We start from the raw sequence: 19657 nt of genomic DNA, 5'->3' as shown, positions 1-19657 counted from the left end.
GGAAAATGACCTTTGGGCTTCGGCTACACCGAGGCGTTGACAGTCGCGAACTGCGACGGGCTCGGCAGCTGGTTGGAGCCGGTGTCGATCACAGTGACGTTGCCGCCACCCTGGAATTTCACCACGAAGTAGCGGATGACATTGAGGTAGCGAACCTGCCAATACAGGAATAGGTAACCCTGCGCCTGCAACGCCGGCGGGTTGTTGGTGAGATCGCAGATCACCATCCAGGGCTTGTCGATCATGCCCTGGCCGTTGATTCCGAGGCCGACTTCCGGCGAAGCCAGCTGCGCCGAGAAGCCGTCGAACAGTGCTTTCGCCTTTGCGCGGGTCTGATCGTTCGGCTGGATCGACTGCAGCTGACCGACGAAGGCGCCCGCCGCCTTGCTCTGCGAGGCGCGGATCAGGAAGTTGGTCATCCGCGTGTACTCGTCGCCGTTCGCCGCCGTGTTGCTCGAGCAGTTGCGGCCGGTGGCGAACGAGAAGTAGAACCCGCCCGGCGAGGACGTCGGCGGCAGGATGGCGTCGATGCCGCCGGTGTTGATCAGCGACAGTTCGGTGTCGGAATAGGTCTGGCCGAGCTGTGAGCGCTGCGTCGCCGAGATGCCCTGCAGCGGCTTGTTGAGCGCCGACTGCTGCGGCGAGAGATTGCCGTAGATGCCGATGCCGAACGCCGCCGGGCTGATCAGGCGCGACAGCTGATTGAAGCTATCGAAGAACGTCGGCCAGTCGCCCAGGATCAGCTTGAACCAGGGCGTGTCGACGCCGGAGTTGATGCGCGTGGCGATCGCGTTCTGGATGGTGTCGCCCTTTACCGTCGCGAAGATGCCGAGCATGGTTTCCGACAGCGCGAAGGAAGCGATCGCCGCGTAGAACGACGAGGTCGACAGGTCGCATAGCGTGAAGCAATCACAGTTCGATTGCCGGAGCGCATACATGCCCTTGCGCGGCACGATGTCCTGCCCGACCAGCGTGGCATCGGTGACGTTGCCGGCGCCATCGGTGCCGCCCGACAGCGTGATCGTCGTGCTCAAGAGCGGCACCAGGGTCGAGGTGCCCGCGGTGGCGACCACGGTGAAGCTCGGGCCGCGCGTCGCGTTGCCGGCATTGATGACGGCCGCCGCGTTGGTCCAGAACGTCTGCCAGGTGCCAACGCCGCCGGTGAGCGTCGCGCCGGATACCGTGATCGCGGTCGAGGTCTTGGCGAGCGTCAGCGCGTTGCCGCCGCTGCCGGCATTCGTGCCGGTGCCCTGGAACTGGTTCGCGACGATCGTGAGCACTGAGCCCGAGAGCGAATAGTTGCATTTGACGAGGCCGGCATCGGCCGAGGTCTGCAGCAGGTTCAACAGGTTCGACAGCGTGACCGCGAGCGAAGAACCGATATTGACCTGCAGGCCGGTCGCACCGGAGACCACGAAGGTGATCGCGGTGCCGGCGATCGTCAGCGTGTCGTTGGCGACAGGATTGCCGGAGAAGGTCGCGGATCCGGACGCCGGGGTCGGGCCCATGATGTTGTTGAACTGCTCCGGCACGAGGCCCGGGAAGGCGATCACGGCCATCAGCGAATTCGCGAGCGAGCCTTGCTGCAGCGAGAAGGTGATGCCGTTGCCGAGCGTTCCGGTATATTTGCCCGTCACCGTCAGCGCGCCGCTCTGGATCGATGCACTCGCGGCAAGATCGGTGCCGTCGGAGACGCGTACGCAGAGGAATCCGATCGCGCCGCCGACCTGCGATGCCGCCGAGACATAGGAGGAGATGTCATAGTCGCGCCTCATTGGCGGCCCGATCTGAATCGCCGCATCGGACGGCTTCGAGACCGGGATCAGCGAGTTGAGCGGCCCCCAGCTGCCGACGCCGACCAGACCTTCGATGTTGGTCGGCGTGCCCGCGATGAACGGTGAAGGCAGTACGATGTCGCCATAAACGCCGGGTACCGTGAGCGCAGCAAGGTTCTGCTGGCCGTCGAGGAAGACGGGCATGGTCTACGTTCCTTTTTAGGTGGGTGGCGTTGATAGGCGAGCGCTACTCGTCCTCGTCCGCCGGCAGCGCCGGCGGCTCGTCCGGCGCGGCGATCTTGACGACGTGGGTATGCTGCGGACTGTCGAGGACCTTCGCGACTTCGTCAGATGCGATGATCTTGTCGCCTTTAGCGTATTGGCCGAACTCATGCACGACGATCAGGTGATGGCGCACGGGCAACCTCTTCATGTTAGAGCGGTAGCGATGGCGGAATTGTCTGGCTTGGCGATCGAGACCTGCACCGAGGTGATGACGTAGGCCGGGAATTGCTCGACCGTCGCATACTCGACGTCATAGATCAGATCGCGGCGGTAGATCGCGGCGGCTTGCAGTTCGTCAGAAATGTTGGTGCGGCTATAGACCACGATCGCCTGCGACGTGTCGGGCATCGCGACCTTGTTCGACTGCTTGATCAGGTTATCGATCGCGCTTGCGAGCGTCGACCGCGCCGCATGCGTTGGCGCCCATACCGTCACCATGATCGAATGGCGCTGGCGATGCGTGACCTTGCCCTGAACGGCCTTGCCGCCCTGGCGCACAACGAGCGAGTGGCCGAACGGAATGGTCAGCGTCGTCGCCGTCGAGGTTGCGGCATAGCCAGCCGCGACCGCTTGCGCCGCCAGCGCGGCCAACATCGCTGCGACGTTGGCGCCGGTCTGCGAGCAGACCACGGCATCGTCGATGACCAGCGTCAGATACTCGCCACTCGATAGCGCACCCGATACCGTGATCAGGTTGCCGACCAGCGTGAACGTCGTGCTGATCGCCGGCGGCGTGATCAGGTAGGTCTCGTCGAGGATCTGATAGACCGCGACGCCGGTGCCCGGCAGCGGGTAGATCGAGACATTGGCGACAGTGCCACCAGGACGAGAGGCCGGCGCCGACGGCGATCCGGCAAGCGTCTGGCCGAGCATGTCGCGGTCGAGTTGATCCGGCAGCGGCCAGCCCTCGAAGATGCGACAGTCCATCGCCGCGACCGAGGGCTGCGAGGTGCCATTCGGATAGACCGCGGCGGCGGCCTGCTGCGCCAGATAGGCGGTGACGTCGGAGAGATCGGCCATTCAACCCTGCCTATTGAATGATCGGCCCCCACGCCGCGTAAGAACCCGAGGCGGACTGCGGCGTGTTCCCGCTCCACACCGATGAATAGACTTTCTGGCCCGAGGCCGACGAAGTGCCGGTGCTATAGGCGCTGATCCCGAACGCCGTCCCGGCGAGATCGTTGGTGTAGTTCGTGGGCGTGCACGTCGGCGTGCCGCTGGCAACGCTGGCAAGCGATGCGCCGATCAAGGCGACGCCATTGCCCGGGCACGTCAGCAGGCCCGTTGCGGTCACGCCGGTGGTCGCATCGGTGAAGTTCGCCACGTTGCAGTTTTGCGGGAAGACCTGATCCGCATTGACGACCGAATGCAGCGTCATCGCCACGCGCACCGTCGAGCCGCTCATCACCAGCGACGCCGCTCCGAGCGTGGTCCCAGTCGGAATCAGCGCCATCCATTTGGAGTGCGTCGTTAGGTTGCCGCCGTTGGTCTGGCGGCCATCCGAGCCCGGGATCAGCGTGAACGTGATCCCGCCGATGGTGAGAGATGTCGCCGTCACCGTCGTGCTGGCGGCTATGCGCGCGACGACATCTGCAACTACGATCCGGCTCGCGTCCGCGGTCCCGATCGACCAGCTGCGGCTGCCGAACGCGAACGTCGTGCCGGACGTGGTGTCGGCGGCGTTGTCGGTCAGGGTTGCGGTGACCTGCGGGCCGAGCACGGCCGCCCCTTGGGCGCAGCCCATGTCGTAGACGCCAACGGCGCGCGGCGCGACATTGTTGAAGTAGTCGCGGCCTCCGACGTTGATCGAATACTGGGTCAACAGGTTGACGCCGGTGCCAAGGCACGGCGATGTCGGCTGTAGCTTGAAGCTGTTCTTTTGAGAGGCCGACGACGACGCCAGCGATGCGCTGTAGCCGATATTGCAGAGCAGCGGGTCGGTGTTGAGCCCGACATTGACGCCGGCGATCTTCTCGAGCCCGGTCGCGGTCTGCCATGCCGAATACGAACTGTAAGTGGTGCCGGCCCAATTGAGCGAGAACGACTGGTTTGCTACCGGGAACCAGCAATTGCCGGTCACCGCGACGCCGGACATGGTCCCGTTGGTGATCGTAAGCTTGGAGTTCGCGCGCGACATGAAGATGTTGTTCGCGATCGTGCCGCTCAGCGCGCCGGTGTTCTGCCCCAGCACGACACAGGCCGATGTCGCCGATGATCCCGCGGTAAAGACCGTGTTGCCGTAGACCTGGAAGCCGGTGTTCGGCGTTCCGTTGGCCGAGACGATGAAGACGCCGCCCTCGATCGTCGAGGCGCCGTTCGCATCATTGGCGCTGACGTTGAAGCGGATGATGTTGTTGAGGTTGCCGTTGATGAAGCTCGGATCGGAATAGGCGAAGCACATCAGCCCGGCGCCCATGTTGCCGTGGCTGTAGCTATACTGCAGTATGCAGTTGACGCAGCCGCCATCCATGTCGAAGCCGACGCCGTCGTTGAGCGCGGTCTTGTTGTTGCTCGACTCGCAGGACTGAATGACGTGCGCGCTGCAGTCCGAAATCCATATGCCCGATGGTCCCGAGCCGGCATTGCAGCCGGCGCCGTTATTGTCGGCGGATGATGCGAAGATGCCGCCGCCGGAGCACTGTGCGGTGTGGATACCGCTGCCGCACCAGTTCGTGGTGCCGTTGGCGCCCGTGTTGTTGTTGGCGACGCAGTTGAAGATCAGAGGGTTGATGAACGAATAGGCCCCGGAGATCTGGGCGCCGTAGACGCCGCGAAGCTGGATGCCGCAGCCGTTGTTGATCGCGCCGGTCGAGTTGCCGTTCGTCGTGCAGTTGGTGATCGCAATGTTGGTAATCGAGCCGCCGGTGACATTTGCCCAGATGCCGTCATGGGCGAAGCCAGTTGCCGTGCAGCTGTCGATCGTGACGTCGGTGGCTGCGCCGGCCGTATTGTTGATCGTGATGCCGTCGCCGTTGGTCGTGCCCGACCCAGTCACCGAGATGTTCTTGATCGTCAGATAGGACAGGTTGTTGGCGACGACTGCGTTGCTGTTGGCCGGGGCTGATATCGTCGGCTTGCCGACGCCGTAGCTGCCGATGATCACGCGCGACAGCGCCGAGCCACCATTCGGGATCGTCATCGTCCCCGAGAATGTGTCGCCACCGCGGAAGGCGACGTAATCGGTCGGCGTCAGTGATAGCGCGTTGAATGCCGCCAAGGTCTGCTTCGGCGAGCTGATGCTGCGCCCATCGTTGGCGTCGCTGCCAGCAGCCGAGAAGAAGTAGGTCGGCTGGCGACCAGCCGATCCGCCCGATCTGCCGAGAAGCGCGCGTCGCGCCCCGATCATTACCAGATCATCCCAAGCTTGAGCGACATATCCGACGCCGATGCCGGAGCGACAGGCACGGCCTTCGAGATCACGACAGCAAAGAGCGACGTCGAGGTGCCGACGATCTGCTTGCCGATGCCGTCAAGCATGTAGAGCGTGTGAGTGCCGAGCTGACTTTGATTGGCGGTAAGCTGGAAGATGCCGAGCAGAAGCGCGCTGTCTCCAGCTGCAATCGCCGGCGCGCCGTGATCGGCGAAGGTCCCACCTGGAGCGGTCGAGAAGATCGCGACGTCGAACTCTGTCGTTTGTGCCGTGGCCTTGAACTTGAGCGTGATGCTTTCCAGCAGGCCGTTGAACGACCCGGGCGGCAGGATATTGGCGAACGTCATGACGCCCCCGATCACAAAGCCCGCGGTATAGGCGCCGGCCGTCACAGTCGGCACGACCTCGACGGACGCACCAGCGCCATAGGCCAGGATGACTTGGCGCTGATCGAGGCCGTTGGCGCCAGGCACCGTTTCGACTGGGGAGCCTGCGCCGGGAAGTGTGATCGACATTTTTAAATCACCTTATGCTTCAAGACGGATGCAGACCAGCTTGTAGCCAAGCAAGTTCCAGTAGTTCTGCGCGACTTCGTAGCGGTAGCCATTGTCATCGACGATGACGTCGCGATCGCGCACCGCGTCTTTTGCCAGCGCTCCGCGCGGCACCCAGATGTGCCATGTCGGCGCATAGACCACGTCCTGCGGCAGCGATGAATCCTTCTTGCGGCCGGTCGCTCGTGCCTGGATCGAGGCGGGGATGCCCGTGAACAGCACGGTCTCGCCCTCCGGCGATGATCCGGTCGACGCCTCCGCGCCCGAGTAGCCGGTCAGGCCAAGTGTGTCTGACGTGCCCGCTACCGTCTTGAGGCGACGAACATCGATCGTGCGCGGATAGAGCTTGCTCGCAACCCTCGTCGCCGGCGCAGCTCGTGGCGGCGTGGTCGTATCTGGTGGCGGCGGCGATACCACCACCGGACTCTGGTTGAGGAGCAAGAGAAGCACGTCACTTCGCCCTGATCAGGATGGACACGCTTTCGATCACCGTATCGCCCGCGACCGTCGTGACGGTGTTCTTCAGCACGTAGGTTTCGCCGATCGTGCCGCCCGATAGCCAGACCTTGGTTAGCTGCGAGGTGAATGATTTCGAATTGATCGTCAGCGTGATGCCGGGCTGCGTCACCCAATCCGACGTGACGATCGTATCGGAGCCGAGGCGAGGGGCCCAGTTGATGTCGTAGTCGAGCACCTCGCCCGGGTCTTTCGGCGGCCACGTCAGCATGTCACCTCCCCGATCACGTTAGTGGCGGCACGTCGACGCTGCGCGTCTCTTGCTGAGCATCTGCGCTGCGCGTCTCATGCGGAGCATCTGTGCTGCGGATCTCGGCTGGTGCATTGACTGACCGGATCGACGGTAGAAACAGCATCGCCCTGGCGAAGCCCGCGGCCATCGATCGCGCAAACAACGCGATATTCGGCACGGCCAGATTCAGAATGGTGCGACTAGCGGCCGCGGCTGCGCTGCGGGTGGCAAGCGCGACCTTTCCGGACATGAGACCCAGGCGGCCCACGGCTGCGGCGCGGGAATTCGCAGACAGCAGTGCCTTGGCCGCCCCAGACGCGACGCCCTTGCTGGCGTTGAGCGACCGGGCCGACAGTCGCGCCAGTGCGCTCAATCCGGCCCGGCCCCGCGTCGCGCCGAAGCTGCGAGCCTGCAGCAATAGGCCGGCGACGAGACCGGCGCTCGCCTTAGTCCTGGCCGATGTGGCGGCCTGTAGCGATGTCTTGCCAGCAAAAGCGATCCGTCCGGTTGCCGCGGCAAACGAGCGCGCCAGCAGCGCGACCGCGCCGGGCGGCACCATCTTGCCGAAGCTCGCCGCTGTAGCGCGCGCGGCGAGCGAGAGCTTGCCGGCAAAGCTCAACGCGCCCTTGGTCGCAGCGCTACTGGCCGCTGCCAGCACGGCCTTGAAGCTGCCTGCAGCCTTGCCGGTTGCGCTGCCCTGGCTGCGCGCCGCAAGCGATGTCTTGCCGGCGATGGTGGCGCGGCCGAAGCTTTCGACCTGCGACCGCGCGCTGAGCAGCACCGGAAAACTGAGGGCTGCTCTGGCCAAGCTCGCCGCAAGCGAACGGGCCGCGATGGCGACCGTGCCGGAGTTCCCGGCCATGCCCTTGGCCGCGGCCAGGCTGGATGCGACCAGGGCAACAAGCGTGTTCGCCGCCAGACTGAACACCACGGCGACGCCGGTCGCGCCGCTGCTGCCGAGAGTCCAGGTCGAGGTGTAGGTCTTGCTTCCGGCAACGGTGTCGGAGCCGGAGGCGTAGTACATCGTGCCGCCGATCAGGACCACGCCGGACGGTGCGGTTGTGTAATTGGTCGGCGTCAGCGTTGGCGCGCTGCCGTTGAACGTTGAGACGAATACGATCGTGCCGCCGCCGGCAGGGACCGTGAGTGGCCCGTCAGTGGCTACGTTGGTCGCGGTGTTCCCGCTGTTGTCTGCGCTCGACGATACGCTTGGCACCGCGGAGGGGCCGGTTGCCGTCCAGACATCGCAGCCGGCGCGCAGCATCGCGGTCGAGAAGGTCGCGGATACCGTGGCGGTGGTGCCGGCGGGGATCGCGGCCATCCACACTGATGTGATGGAGAGCGCGCCGCCGATCGTGTTGAGGGCTTCGTCGATCTTGGTGGCGGTGACGCCCCCGATCGTGACGCTGTTGAGCGTGGCCGACGAGGTGGCGAGCCGCGCCGTGATGCCGACCGTGACGAGCCGGTTGACGTTGGCCGCGCCGATCGCAAAATTTCTTGACGACCATGTATAGGTCGTCTGCGAGGTCGCGTCTTCGGCGTGATCGGTATGGACGAGAAGGACGTTGGCCGGGGCCGCGATGCCCCTAGCAAAACTCGCCGCAAGCGTGCGCGCGGCGAGCGATAGCTTGCCCGACATCGTACCGAACTTGCCGGTCGCCGCGGTGATCGTCCTTGCCGCCAGCGCAGCTCGGCCGGCAATCGTGGCGCGCGCCTTTGTGATCGCGATCGTGCGCGCGGCGATTGCCGACTTGCCGGTGATGCCAGCGGCTCCGCGCGTGATGGCCTTGGCTGCCGCCGTCAGCGCTTGCGTGGAGGCGGCGGCCACGATATCGACGCCGGCAGCGACCCAGTTGGTGCCGCCCTGCGTCGCCGTCATCGTGTTGCTGGCCGAACCGGCCGTGTGGTTCATGGCGCTGTTAGACAGCGTCGTATCGACGAAATCCTGCGTCGCCGAGGTACCGGTGAAGGTGCTGCTGCCGTCGTTGGTATAGGCCGCCGCCGTCATGTTGCCGGTGGCGCTGGTGACGGCCACGGTGGCGGTGCCCCCGGCGTTGCCGTGTGTGCCATTGCCGTGCGCGAACGAGGTGGCGCCCCCGGTCTGGTTGACGCCGGTGAACGAGATAGCGCCTAATCCAGTGAACCTCGCGCCAGTCCACGATGCGGCGAGTACATTGGCCCCGCTGGCCGGATTGACCAGCCCGTACGCAATGATCGACACGCCCGACGTGACGTCGGAGAACGTCGCCCCTGTGATCGCCGTCATCGCGACGCCGTTCCAGGTGACGCTGATGCCGGTCGGTATGCCGGAGCCTCCGCCGGTCACGAACATCAGGAAGACGACGAGCGCGCGGTTCGAGCCGGCGCCGACCGTGATGATGCTCGAGCTCGAGATCGACGTGGTGCTTGAGCCGCCGGAGCCCGTATGGCCCTGCGCATCGAATGCTACGGCCATCGCAAGCCCCGCGTAATTGAACAGGCGCGGGAGCGAAAACGCCCCCGCGCCCGGGACCGATTACTGAGCGACCCAGCCGCTAGAGCCTTTCTTCCAGAACGTAGTGGTGGTGGTGACGACCGGAGGCGGCACTGTCACCTGTGGCGCGCCCTGCGACACCGAGGTGGCAACCTGGGCGTATACGTCGCCGACATTGCCGAGCGAAGCGGCCGGCGCCGAGGTGCCGGTGAAGAAAGCTTCGGCAGGCGGTGGGGGCGGAGGCGGAGGCGGCGGAGCAACGGCGCTGTAGCGCTGCTGATAGACGGCCTGCACCGCGGCCGAGGCCGTCATCAGCGATGCGGTCTCGCCGGAGTTGAGACCCCATTCGTAGGTGTACTCGAACGCCGGGCTCGGAATGCCGGCATCCCACGCGCTGAACATCCGCGTCATCTGGCTTGCGGTCGGCATGATCATGACGCCGTCGCCGCCCGAGCACTGCACCACCGGCACGAGCTTCGCGAGCGGGAAGCCGGCCGCCAGGGCATTGTTGATGTAGTTCGTGATCGTGGCTTCGATCTGTGAGTCCTGGATGTGGATCTGCACCGGATACTGATCGATGCCGAAATAGTCGATGCCGGTGTTCAGATAGATCGAGGATGGCGCGTAGTTCGGAGTGATGCCGTCGCCGCCGTCGACGATCACGATGAAGGTCTTGCAGCCCGGACAGGTGGCGTGACAGTAGTCCGAGATCGCCTTCAGTCCGGCGGCGCCGACCGAATGCGGATCCGGCTCGTCGTAGATGTAGAAGCCCCAAAGCTGGGGCTGATTGGCGCACGAGTTGATCAGGTTCTTGACCGCATTGGTGAGCGTCGCGGCGCCGATCCACACGAGGCCCTTGCATCCTGCCGGCAATGTGCCGAGCGCCCAAGGCGCGCAGTCTGACAGATTGAAGCCGATCGAGACCGCCTTCGGATCACTCAAGTCACAATTCGCTGCATACCTCAGTGGCGCAACCATCAAAGTCTCCTGTGAGTTGCGGGTTTATTTTCACCTTTCAAGCTGCAGTGAGGGTGAGCGTCGAGGCCGCGAACGAGGCAGTGACGCCGGATGGAATGGTCTGCTGGACGATCTTGCGCACCATGCCGGAGCCGGACGAGGTGAGAACAACGGGCGTTGATGGTCCGGAGACGGTGTCGACGTTGAGGGTGTCGGTCGCCAGAGGTGCGGCGAAAAGAATGTTGTAGCCCGTGAATACGCCGGTCGAGGCGGTGGGCAGCGTGCCGCCATACTCGGCGGTGAACACGATCGGATCGTTCGAGCTATAGCCGTGACCCTTGACCGTGAACGTCGGGTTGGAGCCTGTCGGGGTTTCAAACGGCAACCACGCGAAGTTGCCCATGAAGTCCCAGAACAGCAGATTGCCCGACGAGGAAGCGTCGTAGAGACCCCACGCGATCACGTTGCCCCAGCTGGCGCTGGCCTGCGGGAAGCTGATCACCGAGCCGTTGGTTAGCGATGACGGCGCGCTTCCCGATGCATTCGGGAATGCGGAGAACGACAGCGTGTCGGTCGAGCCCGAGCCGTTGTTAGCGGCGTTGGCGGTCAACGTCAGCGTGGTGCCGACCCAGGTCAGAACCGTGCCGATCACCTTGTTGGCGGTGATGTCGTACACCGCCATGCCGGGCTGCACCCACGGGAAGCCCGAGACGTTCGGCATAGTGATGGTGGCCGACGCGGTCGAGATCGATCCGGCTGCGGTCGCCGTGCCGGCGACCTGCACGCGGGTATAGGAGCCGCCTGTGACCTCGGTGAAGCTGCCGGCATCGGTGCCGACGGCGGTGAACAGTGCGAGGAAGACGGCGGGCACTGCGGTCGTTCCCGGCATCGGCACTTGACCGGTGAGATAGTTCAACACGTTCTTGGCGGCAAAGTCGCTGAAGCCGGTCATGGCTGTCGATCCTGGTTAGAGTTTATTTCCAGATGCAGCCGGCGCCTTCGAGCCGGTCGTGTTCAGAACCTTTCGGTGCAGCCAAATAGCTTGCTGCTTGTGAGCAGGATGGGTGCGAGAATCCCGTCGATGACGGTCACGTGGGGCGGCACGGCAACGCCCTGGAAATATTCGAAACCGGTATCGCCGGCCCATTCGCGCTTGATGCCGGTCAAGGTGATGTCGGGCTGCAGCGATCCGGGGCTGAGCAACTCGCGCAGTGCCGCCTCGCAGGTCGCGTAGACGACTTCGATCGGGACCGTGTTGGGCAGGATCGCAAAGCCATTGTTGTCGACGGCGCCATAGCGCGGCCACGACAATGCCTGCTGAGAATCGGAGAGACCGCCGAGCCGATACTTTATCGGCAGGCCTGGCCACCGGCCGCGATACTTGCCCTCGATGTATTGCGTGGCTCGGATCAACGCAGACGTCGGGTCGCCGTCGGTTGTGAGCCACGCCATGTTGCCGCGCGTCGTGTGATAGGCGTTGGCGGTGTCCACCGTCGCATAGGAGTTGGCGGTGGCCACTCCGGTGCCATCTTCAACCACCAGCGTCATCGTCAGGCCTCGATCAGAACAGCAGGCGGCGCAGCTGCTCGAGCAGCGTCCTCAGACCGCCTTCGGCCTCGCGTATGGCTTGATCGACGAACACGCGAACTTGCTCAAGTCGCAGATGGATCTCGTCCTGCGCTGGTGTCTTCTCATCGGCCTTGCCTTCGAGCATCCCGATCAGGCTGCCTTCAAGGGCCGGCTCGAGGTGGGGATGTGCAGCACGTTCGGCTGCTATCCGATCCTTGATGCTCGCGGCGAGGTCATGTTTGGCCTTGGCTTCGACCGTGGCCGCTTTCTCGGCTTTGGCTTCGGCGGCCTTCTCTGCCTTTGCTTCAGCGGCAGCGGCTTCGGCTTTCGTTGGATGATGTGCTGACATTTTCGCTTGTCCTGGTTGGCCCCATTTCGAATGAGCAGCCCGCGCGTAGCGGGCCGCTCTTATCGTCAAAAATCAGCCGATCAGCGTGGCGATGTGGGCAGACTTCACCGCAGCGACGCCCCACGCCAGGCGGACGTGGTAGACCAGCGACATGAACTGCCGATAGACCGCCACATCGAAAGAGATGTTGGAGATCGGGTCGGTCAGGGTGATGACGTCGTCGGCCATGTCCATCGGCACGCCGTCGGGGCCAAGCGGCATCTGCGGAGCGCGGGTGATCAGCTGGATCGCGTTGCGGTCGAACATCACGTTCTGCGCGGCGTTGTTGGCAACGGTTACGGCATTCACACCGGATGGCAGCGCCGCCACCAAGCCCGGTGCGTTGATCGTGATCGAGCCAGGAGCTGCGATGCCCACGGCCACGACGTACTTTCCTGCCGCCGGGTCATTCGCAAAGGTCACGACGTCGCCCGCGACGATGGTGCCCGAGCCGGTGATCAAGGGAATCACGGTCGTGCCTGCTGCGAAGCCGGCTGCAGTGGTCGTATAGGCCGTGCCCGTGCCCTTGACCGTGGTCTGCGTCTGGCCGGAGTTGTGGATCGCAGCACCCTCCAGGCGTCCGATCATGCCATCGCGCAGCAGCTGGTCGGTGCCGGCCTCGTTGACCTTGAATAGCACGTTCTGCTTGCCGCGGATGTTGGCCATCGCCGCGGTGCCGAGCACGAGATGACGATCGCTTGGCGGTGCGCCGTTATCGTCCATGATCTTCAGCACGCCGGCGATATCCGAGAGGTCGCCAGCGGTGCCGAACGGTGCGGTGCCGGCGTTGCCGAAGGCTCGCGAGGCGCCCTGATAGGCCGCAACCGCCAAGTCGGTCTCGACCGCGTTGCAGATCGTGCGGAATGCCTGGGTGAACTGATTCCGCAGCGTGGCGCCATAGGTGCCGGCATTGAGCATGCCGCGCTGTTCCTCACCGTTCCAGCGGATCGGAACATGCTTTGATTTGCTGATCGTCATCGGCACGTTGCCGATTGTCTGGTTGCCGGTAGCCGGCGCAGTGATGTCCGGCGTGTTGTCGCCCATCGTATTGGTGGGAACGATCGGCACCAGGATCGATTCATTCAGCGCGGCGCGCGTAGCCGACGAATTGCGATTGACGGCGCCGATGAAGCCGACCAGCTCGCGCGAAACAACGTCGAGCGACTCGTAAAGCGTCGGGATCAGGTTGGTGAGGGTGTTGTTAATAACGGGCATGGCTAGTCCTTTTCAGCGGCACATGCCGCGGGGGTTCATTCGGTGACGGTGAACCCGCCCTTTGCTTTCTCCATTTGCTCTGCAGGTGAGAGCTTGAGAAAATCGGCGCGGGTGATGGTCTTGTTGCCCGGCATCGCGCCGTTTCCGTTCGCCGGTCGCATCCCGCTTCCGGACTGGCCGGAGCCCTCGAAGGCCCGGCCATAAACATCCGATTGGCGCATTTCGCCGACGAGGTCGGCGATGCTCATCGGTTCGCCCTTGCCGTTGATGCGAGGCTCGCCCTTCGCATCAACAACCTTGACGACGTAGTCTCCGTTTTCCTCGATGACGCGGACATGCTTCTGCACGTGCGGCAAGAGCAGATCCGACGATCCTTTCGCTGCGGCGATCGCGCTGGTCGCCTGCGCATCTACCAGGTAGCGCTCGAGCGATGAGCGCATGGCGGCAAGCGCATCGTCCTTGGCCTTGAGGTCTTTGGTGTGCTGGGTCTTCAGCGCGTCTTTCAGCTTTTCGAATTCGCCGGCCTTCTCGGCCTTCTCGGTCTCGGCCTTCTCGGCAGCCTCGATCAGCTGCTTGATCTCCTCATCGCTTTTGCCGAGGGACTCGAACGCCTTGACCTTTTTCTCGAGGTTCGCCCGTGAAGCTCGCTCGCTTCGCAGCGCCGAATGCAGGGACGACGTGTCTTCGACGCCGTCGACCTTGAGGCGGAATTTTCCGTCCTTGTCTTCGTACAGGGTGCGGAGCGGTTCTTCGACGTCCTCGATCTTGTCGACAACAAGCTTGAGCATTGCATAGCCTCTCGCTATGTGGCCGCATCGCGCTAGCCACGGGTAAAAGCCGCCGCCGGATCACCCGGGGCGGTCAACTCATCGGCGCCTTTGCCGTCGCGGCTTAGGAGCGCTGGATCTGCACTGGAATCTGGTTGGCTGCTGCCGGCGCGGGATTTGCCTTGATCAGCAGACGTTCTTTCTCGGCATCAAAGTCGTCGGACAGAACGCCACGGCGCACCATCTCCGACCAGAGCGTGTCTTGCGATAGATCATTCTCGCGGCGCATGTCGGTCAGCATCGAGAGCTCGGTCGGGTCCTCGATGCCGGAGCCGAAGTCGGTATGAACCGCAACTTGCGGCGCCGCTGCCTCATCGAGCCATTTGGCGCTCATTGCGAGCGCGCGCTCGAGTGCATCCTTCAGCCCGAGTGCCCACGCTTGAACGGCGCTGTGCGCCTTGGCACCGGCGAGTGCCGATGCCGTGGCGGTCAGATTGCCGGTCTTGGGTAGCAGCGGCTGCATCCCGAGATCGCGGATTTCCTTCCGCACGGTCTCGAGATGCTCCATGAGCTTGGCGATCGAGTCGGCGTTGGGCTCGATCCATTTCCATTCGCCGTGCTTGCCGTTGTTGTCTGGCGGAGCAAACAGCACGGCGCGCGGACCGACCGGGACCTTGACCTTGATCCCATTCTCTTCGCCTGGCGGAGTTACGCCGTTGCCGGCGAGCATCGGAAAGGCGGTCAGGTCCAGGATGTGATCGAGATTGCTCTCGATCTGATATTCCTTGACCTGCGCGTGCGCGATATCGCGAAGCGGCGGCTCGATGGCCCATCCGGCTCCGCAGCGCGCGCCGGTTATGAACGGCACCAAAGGTATCTCGCCGATCGAAATCGGAAGAGGGCCCTCGACGAGCACCCATTCGGGCTGCTTTAAGCCGCTCGGGTCTTTGACCAACTCCCAGAGCTCGCTGGTGGCCGGGTCATATTCGGCGACCATCATGCCGCCGATCTCAACATCGCGCTTGTTGCGATTGTAGACGCGGACGCGCTGCGTCAGTTTCTCGCCGAAGCCGTCGCGTTCCAGCGTCGGCTCAAGAATCCGCACATGGGTGAAAATCTGCTTGCCGCGCTGATAGTCCGAATAGACCGCGACAACGCGCTCGGCTGCGATCCGCACCCAATATGGCCGCGCGCCAGACCTACGCTCGTCGGCGAGCGTGACGCCCGGCGCCATCTTGGGATACTCGACGCAAATCCAGTCGACACCCTTGTTGATGCCGGCCTCGAACAGGTCGCCCGAGAAGACGTGCAGATTGTTGCCCTGGCCGTCGACGTCCCCAACAAGGTCGACGATCGTTGCCGGCGCGCCATCCAGCAACTTCACCTGCTTGGAGAATGGCTTGGTCGACAGATTGTGCAGGACGTCTGCATAGAGGTTCGTGAATGGTGCCTTTGCGAGCCTGACCTTGTAGTCGTCGACTTCCTCCGGCCGGCCGAAGCTCGGCGGCTTTTCATTCGGGTAGCGCGGCAGATACTTTTCGCCGGCCGCCCGCATTGCGTCGGCGCCGCCCATGATGGCGGTGGCGCGGTCCCAGTCGCACTTGACGGCCTCGTAGTCGGACGATGGCGTATCCGGGCCTTTTTTTGCAGTCGGATCGGTAGCCATTCGCCCTCGATGTCCAGAATTTTAATATCTCGCGAAGACTGGTTTTGGCGCGGGCTCTTTAAGCATCAGCTCCGAGATCGCCCAGACGAGTGCATCCATCCGGTCTGGCGAGTAGCCGGCGGTGTCGCGGTCGAAATCCTGCGTGAAGGCGCACATCTGGTCCTCGAGCTGCGGGAACGCGCCGACATGATGGACGCGGCCTTGCTCGTAGAGCGCGCTGACCGGCTCGGCCCGGATGACCTTGCCGCGCGAGGCGTGAACGCCGCGATAGGAGACGTTCCGATCGACGACGCGGATCGTGTTCTCGACCATGTCGCCGCCGTTGTTGGTCTCGCCGATGATCCGATCGGCGCCTCGCGCCTTGTAGATCGCGATCGCGTTCGTGGCCCAGTCGCTTGGCTGAAAAACGCCGCTGCCGTCCTCGAGAATGTAGCCGTGATCGTTGGCATCGATGCCGGCGGCGATGATGCCGGTTTCGTCCGCGTCCTCGCCAGACGTCACCGCCGGGTCGATCGCGACCACGATGCGGATGAGCTTCGGCACGTCCTGCGGCTTGACGCGCAGCTTGTCGATCTGCGCGCGCTGCCATAGCGCGCCTGGCACATCGTCGAGGATCTCTGCGTAGATTTCCTGCCGGCCGAGCCGGGTGCCGGCATATTTGCGGTTGATCGTAGAGACGAACTGCGGGGCTAGATTGTTTGCGTTCTCGAGCGTCGAGCCCGAGGTGACGAGCGTGCCCTCGTCGGCCAGGATATCCTTGATCAGCTTGATCGGCCGCGGCGTCGTCGAGATCAGGCACTGCGGGTTGTTGCCGAGGCGAAGGCCGAACTGCAGCTGGTCCCATGCCTCTTGCGCGTATTGCCATTTGGCGAGCTCGTCGGCCCAGGCCGAGTCGTGCTGCGGGCCGCGCAGCTGGTCGGGCTCGCTGCCGTTGTAGATCGAGGCGATCGCGCCGTTCGGCCAGGTCAGCCGCCGTTTCGACGGCTCATAGGTCGGGCGGAAGTCCTTCGGGTGGACCTGCAGCAGGCCCGAGCCTTCGCCAGCGACTCTGCCGTCGCCGACCATGACGTCACGGGCATCCTTTGCCGTCTCGGCGATGATCGCCATATGCGCGCGCCGCCCGGCGGCGAGCGGCGTTGGCCCGCACATTTGCTCGCGGACCCATTCGGCGCCGGTGCGGGTCTTTCCGAAGCCGCGGCCGGCGAGGATCAGCCAGTTCTGCCAGGGCTTGCCGTTGCGGGCAGGGCCAGTCGGAGCGAACTGGTTCTTTCGGCCCCAGAACGACCAATCGAATTCGAGGGCGTCAGTCTCCGCCGGAGACAGGCTCGCGAGGAAGGAGTTGCGCTCCGCTGGTGACAGCGAGCTCAGCCACTCGGCCTTCGATGCGTTCGGAGAGAGCGGAGAGTTTTGCGGCGATGCGCTCGCGAGCACCGGATACCTCGACTTGTACTGCAGCGGTGTTGTGGTTCTCGATGACAGCGGCGACCGCAGGCTTGTCGGTCTCGCCCAGCCAATGCTTCGACAGGTGGATCGTCATGTTGACGGATGCGGAGCTCGTCGCGGTATTGGCGTGGCGCCATTGCAGGCGCCTCAGATTCAGCCGGCCTTTAGCTTTCCCGTTCTCGTAGGCAAGCAGAAACTCGGGATCCTTCAGTCGATTGTGGATGGTTCGCCTTGTGCAACTGAAGAATGCAGCAGCCTCTTCAATAGTCGCATGTATCATCCCGAGCGCTTCAAGCTGCTCCGGTGAAATCTCTACTGGCGGCCGGCCGCGCCGCGTCGGTTCTTTCTTTCGCGCCATAGCAGAAGCTCGTTTCACTCCAAAAATTCAAAAAGCGTAGAAGTTGCAGACTGTTAGTGATACACTTTCACTATAGATCACGGAGTATGCAGATGGATGATATCGATGCGGCGTCGCACAAGCTCTGCGCCGCGCTACACATGGACGGAATCGATCCGAAGGAGATCGAGATACTTTTGCCGAGGGAGGCATGGTGGCGCATGTGGACGCGCCTGGAGCAGAAACACCGCGGCATGATGCAGTTCGATGGCCGAGGCACCATAACCGACCGATTTCGCTATATGGGCATCACCTACCGCGTGAAGGAAACCAAGGAATGATCACCATTAATCCCGACGGCGTGTCGATCGCCGGCTGCAGCTACATCTATCCGCCGAAGGGCCAGGCGGGCGAATACTCGGCGCTCGCCGCCAACCCCTATCGCGGCTGCGGCCACAAATGTGCTTACTGTTACGTGCCGCTGATCACCAAGCAGGACCGCGGCGAGTTCAACGCCGGCGCGATCGACCGCGACGATTATCTCATAAAGCTCCGCAAGGATGCGCGGAAGTATCAGGAAGCCAAGTTGACCGGTCAGGTGATGATCTCGTTCACCTCGGACCCGTATCACCCGGGCGACACTACGCTGACCAGAAAATCGTTCGAGACCCTGATCGAACATGGCCTTGCGATCTGCGCACTGACCAAGGGCGGCACGCGAGCGCTGCGCGACATCAGTCTGTTCCGACCTGATCGCGACGCCTTCGCCTCGACGCTTACCAGCCTCGATGATCGATTCTCTCAGAAATGGGAGAGCGGCGCCGCATTGCCCGGCGACCGGATCGCTGCGCTCAAGGCGTTCCACGAGCGCGGCATTTTCACCTGGGTGTCGCTCGAGCCGACGATCGACGTCAATGCATCGCTCGCGATCGTCGACGCAACCCACGAATTCGTCGATCTCTACAAGGTCGGCCGCGTCAATTACTTGCCTATAACCCGCACGACGGACTGGGCTGAGTACACCCATCGCATGATTTACAAGCTGCAATCGCTCGGCAAGGCGCACTACATCAAGAAGGATTTGCAGGGCTATCTCGAGCCCGGCTATCACAACCCGCTGCGCGTCCCGCAGCACCATTAGTAGGTAGGACAGGCAACTATGGGCTATGACATTTATCTGAAGATCGATACTGGCGGCTATGAGCCGGCAACGGTATGCGAGATCGGGAATATGACCAGCAATCTCTCGCCGATGTGGCGACGTGCTTTGGGCTGCTCTCTATCTCACCTGGATTTGGTGTTCTGCAGTGAGGCGGTGAAAATCCTTGAGCCGGCCGTGGCTCACATTTCGGATCCGGCAAACGCCAGAGAATACGAGGCAATGAACCCAGCAAATGGTTGGGGTAATCACGAAGCGGCTACGCGCTACCTGAGCGACTTGCTCGCAGGATGCAAGGAACATCCCAAGGCCACGATTCATATTTCATGCTGATGGCGCATTAAGGAATAGAAGCGATGGACAAGGAATCAGAGCGATTACGGCTCGCCAGAAAGCGCCTTACCGAAGTTGAGTATCAGTATTGGCTTGCAAAGCGCGAATACAGAGACGCGGAGCGCGAGGCCAATGCCGAATTCCATAAGCTCGTTCATCAGCAGCGACAGGATTAGGTAGGGTATGAGCGAAAAACAGCCAAGGATGATCCCGAACCCTCTGTACTGCGGGCGCTGCGACGGGCGCGGGTATCTCGTCGCCGACGCGGAATGGGAGCCATACGCCGTGCAGTGCGACGATTGCAAGGATCGGCGACCACCGCGCGCAGATCAGCAGGAAACGCGCAAATGATTTACCCCGTAACATTGGAAGATTTGGAGGCCCGCTGTGACGATGAATAGGCGCTGGTGCCGAAAGTGCAAAGACATTACGCCCCACGACATGATGCGCTGCGACGCGACACGCGGCGTCTGCCAACATTGCCTTTGGGACATAGAGGATTGGAAGCGCGAACAAGAGCAGTTTGTTAATCAGCAGTTAGGGAGCGAGCAGAAATGATCCAAGTATCTGGGACGACGACCTTCCAGCATTGCCGTTGGTGCGGGATGATGCATGGGC

Annotated in this window: 21 protein-coding genes; 5 read left to right on the top strand and 16 right to left on the bottom strand. The window is 63.2% G+C overall.

The genetic code is table 11. The features are described 5' to 3' along the window. Nucleotides 1–23: 23 nt before the first annotated feature. From JQ553_RS10640 to JQ553_RS10590, 11 genes are all read right to left on the bottom strand, one after another. Entirely contained in the window at nt 24–1979 is a 1956-nt protein-coding gene (locus JQ553_RS10640) for a hypothetical protein (RefSeq protein WP_212499898.1), read from the bottom strand. Between the two features lie 43 nt (nt 1980–2022). Beyond that, nucleotides 2023–2193, bottom strand: a complete 171-nt coding sequence (locus JQ553_RS10635) for a hypothetical protein (protein ID WP_212499897.1) — start codon at nt 2191–2193, stop codon at nt 2023–2025. An 11-nt stretch (nt 2194–2204) separates the two neighbouring features. Further along, the gene (locus JQ553_RS10630) at nt 2205–3080 is read right to left on the bottom strand and encodes a hypothetical protein (protein WP_212499896.1); all 876 of its coding nucleotides are present in this window, start codon (nt 3078–3080) and stop codon (nt 2205–2207) included. Between the two features lie 10 nt (nt 3081–3090). After that, nucleotides 3091–5406 (bottom strand): right-handed parallel beta-helix repeat-containing protein, encoded by a 2316-nt coding sequence (locus JQ553_RS10625; protein ID WP_212499895.1) that lies wholly within the window; start codon nt 5404–5406, stop codon nt 3091–3093. After that, nucleotides 5406–5945 carry a hypothetical protein gene (locus tag JQ553_RS10620; RefSeq protein ID WP_212499894.1) on the bottom strand — a complete coding sequence of 180 codons (540 nt, stop codon included), beginning with the start codon at nt 5943–5945 and terminating at the stop codon, nt 5406–5408. Before JQ553_RS10620 ends, JQ553_RS10625 begins: the two co-directional genes overlap by 1 nt. A gap of 12 nt (nt 5946–5957) precedes the next feature. Continuing rightward, entirely contained in the window at nt 5958–6434 is a 477-nt protein-coding gene (locus JQ553_RS10615) for a hypothetical protein (protein ID WP_212499893.1), read from the bottom strand. A 1-nt stretch (nt 6435) separates the two neighbouring features. Further along, entirely contained in the window at nt 6436–6711 is a 276-nt protein-coding gene (locus JQ553_RS10610) for a hypothetical protein (RefSeq protein WP_212499892.1), read from the bottom strand. Nucleotides 6712–6724: 13 nt separating this feature from the next. Further along, nucleotides 6725–9187: a hypothetical protein gene (locus tag JQ553_RS10605; RefSeq protein ID WP_212499891.1), complete on the bottom strand. Its 2463-nt coding sequence runs from the start codon at nt 9185–9187 to the stop codon at nt 6725–6727. 60 nt (nt 9188–9247) lie between these two features. Continuing rightward, complete coding sequence (locus JQ553_RS10600) at nt 9248–10147, bottom strand: hypothetical protein (protein ID WP_212499890.1); 900 nt, start codon at nt 10145–10147, stop codon at nt 9248–9250. 73 nt (nt 10148–10220) lie between these two features. Beyond that, nucleotides 10221–11114 carry a hypothetical protein gene (locus JQ553_RS10595; RefSeq protein WP_212499889.1) on the bottom strand — a complete coding sequence of 298 codons (894 nt, stop codon included), beginning with the start codon at nt 11112–11114 and terminating at the stop codon, nt 10221–10223. A 62-nt stretch (nt 11115–11176) separates the two neighbouring features. Beyond that, nucleotides 11177–11680 (bottom strand): DnaT-like ssDNA-binding protein, encoded by a 504-nt coding sequence (locus JQ553_RS10590; protein ID WP_212499888.1) that lies wholly within the window; start codon nt 11678–11680, stop codon nt 11177–11179. On the opposite strand from JQ553_RS10590, the gene JQ553_RS10585 reads away from it, so the two are divergent. Then, on the top strand, nt 11673–12077 hold the full coding sequence (locus JQ553_RS10585) for a hypothetical protein (protein ID WP_212499887.1): 405 nt from the start codon (nt 11673–11675) through the stop codon (nt 12075–12077). The genes JQ553_RS10590 and JQ553_RS10585 overlap by 8 nt on opposite strands. 75 nt (nt 12078–12152) lie before the next feature. Here the strand turns inward: JQ553_RS10585 and JQ553_RS10580 are convergent, their stop codons facing one another. From JQ553_RS10580 to JQ553_RS34385, 5 genes are all read right to left on the bottom strand, one after another. Next, entirely contained in the window at nt 12153–13334 is a 1182-nt protein-coding gene (locus JQ553_RS10580) for a P22 phage major capsid protein family protein (RefSeq protein WP_212499886.1), read from the bottom strand. 35 nt (nt 13335–13369) lie between these two features. Then, complete coding sequence (locus JQ553_RS10575; protein ID WP_212499885.1) at nt 13370–14122, bottom strand: hypothetical protein; 753 nt, start codon at nt 14120–14122, stop codon at nt 13370–13372. A gap of 103 nt (nt 14123–14225) precedes the next feature. Beyond that, nucleotides 14226–15767, bottom strand: coding sequence for a DUF4055 domain-containing protein (locus JQ553_RS10570; RefSeq protein ID WP_212499884.1), 1542 nt, complete (start codon nt 15765–15767; stop codon nt 14226–14228). Between the two features lie 21 nt (nt 15768–15788). Beyond that, nucleotides 15789–16976, bottom strand: coding sequence for a DNA-packaging protein (locus JQ553_RS10565; protein ID WP_409363056.1), 1188 nt, complete (start codon nt 16974–16976; stop codon nt 15789–15791). Nucleotides 16977–17070: 94 nt separating this feature from the next. Next, complete coding sequence (locus JQ553_RS34385) at nt 17071–17568, bottom strand: hypothetical protein (RefSeq protein WP_249144149.1); 498 nt, start codon at nt 17566–17568, stop codon at nt 17071–17073. Nucleotides 17569–17660: 92 nt separating this feature from the next. Here JQ553_RS34385 and JQ553_RS10560 point away from each other — a divergent pair, with 92 nt between their 5' ends. From JQ553_RS10560 to JQ553_RS10545, 4 genes are read left to right on the top strand one after another with little or no spacing between them, the layout of a single operon-like run. Next, the gene (locus JQ553_RS10560; RefSeq protein ID WP_212499882.1) at nt 17661–17888 is read left to right on the top strand and encodes a hypothetical protein; all 228 of its coding nucleotides are present in this window, start codon (nt 17661–17663) and stop codon (nt 17886–17888) included. Beyond that, nucleotides 17885–18688 (top strand): radical SAM protein, encoded by an 804-nt coding sequence (locus JQ553_RS10555; protein WP_212499881.1) that lies wholly within the window; start codon nt 17885–17887, stop codon nt 18686–18688. The genes JQ553_RS10560 and JQ553_RS10555 overlap by 4 nt, the downstream gene beginning before the upstream one ends. A gap of 18 nt (nt 18689–18706) precedes the next feature. Next, complete coding sequence (locus tag JQ553_RS10550) at nt 18707–19039, top strand: hypothetical protein (RefSeq protein WP_212499880.1); 333 nt, start codon at nt 18707–18709, stop codon at nt 19037–19039. A gap of 23 nt (nt 19040–19062) precedes the next feature. After that, nucleotides 19063–19215: a hypothetical protein gene (locus JQ553_RS10545; RefSeq protein WP_212499879.1), complete on the top strand. Its 153-nt coding sequence runs from the start codon at nt 19063–19065 to the stop codon at nt 19213–19215. Nucleotides 19216–19657: the final 442 nt, after the last annotated feature.

The organism is Bradyrhizobium lablabi (assembly GCF_018131005.1).
GTDB lineage: Bacteria > Pseudomonadota > Alphaproteobacteria > Rhizobiales > Xanthobacteraceae > Bradyrhizobium > Bradyrhizobium lablabi_D.
Note: the sequence above shows the minus strand (reverse complement) of the source record. Positions and strands in the feature narration are given on the sequence as shown.

What these genes read in the sequence shown, in the direction of transcription:
- JQ553_RS10640 (WP_212499898.1), bottom strand. Translation starts at nt 1,979, where the DNA reads ATGCCCGTCTTCCTCGACGGCCAGCAGAACCTTGCTGCGCTCACGGTA.
- JQ553_RS10630 (WP_212499896.1), bottom strand. Translation starts at nt 3,080, where the DNA reads ATGGCCGATCTCTCCGACGTCACCGCCTATCTGGCGCAGCAGGCCGCC.
- JQ553_RS10625 (WP_212499895.1), bottom strand. Translation starts at nt 5,406, where the DNA reads ATGATCGGGGCGCGACGCGCGCTTCTCGGCAGATCGGGCGGATCGGCT.
- JQ553_RS10620 (WP_212499894.1), bottom strand. Translation starts at nt 5,945, where the DNA reads ATGTCGATCACACTTCCCGGCGCAGGCTCCCCAGTCGAAACGGTGCCT.
- JQ553_RS10610 (WP_212499892.1), bottom strand. Translation starts at nt 6,711, where the DNA reads ATGCTGACGTGGCCGCCGAAAGACCCGGGCGAGGTGCTCGACTACGAC.
- JQ553_RS10605 (WP_212499891.1), bottom strand. Translation starts at nt 9,187, where the DNA reads ATGGCCGTAGCATTCGATGCGCAGGGCCATACGGGCTCCGGCGGCTCA.
- JQ553_RS10595 (WP_212499889.1), bottom strand. Translation starts at nt 11,114, where the DNA reads ATGACCGGCTTCAGCGACTTTGCCGCCAAGAACGTGTTGAACTATCTC.
- JQ553_RS10580 (WP_212499886.1), bottom strand. Translation starts at nt 13,334, where the DNA reads ATGCCCGTTATTAACAACACCCTCACCAACCTGATCCCGACGCTTTAC.
- JQ553_RS10575 (WP_212499885.1), bottom strand. Translation starts at nt 14,122, where the DNA reads ATGCTCAAGCTTGTTGTCGACAAGATCGAGGACGTCGAAGAACCGCTC.
- JQ553_RS10570 (WP_212499884.1), bottom strand. Translation starts at nt 15,767, where the DNA reads ATGGCTACCGATCCGACTGCAAAAAAAGGCCCGGATACGCCATCGTCC.
- JQ553_RS34385 (WP_249144149.1), bottom strand. Translation starts at nt 17,568, where the DNA reads ATGGCGCGAAAGAAAGAACCGACGCGGCGCGGCCGGCCGCCAGTAGAG.
- JQ553_RS10560 (WP_212499882.1), top strand. Translation starts at nt 17,661, where the DNA reads ATGGATGATATCGATGCGGCGTCGCACAAGCTCTGCGCCGCGCTACAC.
- JQ553_RS10555 (WP_212499881.1), top strand. Translation starts at nt 17,885, where the DNA reads ATGATCACCATTAATCCCGACGGCGTGTCGATCGCCGGCTGCAGCTAC.
- JQ553_RS10550 (WP_212499880.1), top strand. Translation starts at nt 18,707, where the DNA reads ATGGGCTATGACATTTATCTGAAGATCGATACTGGCGGCTATGAGCCG.
- JQ553_RS10545 (WP_212499879.1), top strand. Translation starts at nt 19,063, where the DNA reads ATGGACAAGGAATCAGAGCGATTACGGCTCGCCAGAAAGCGCCTTACC.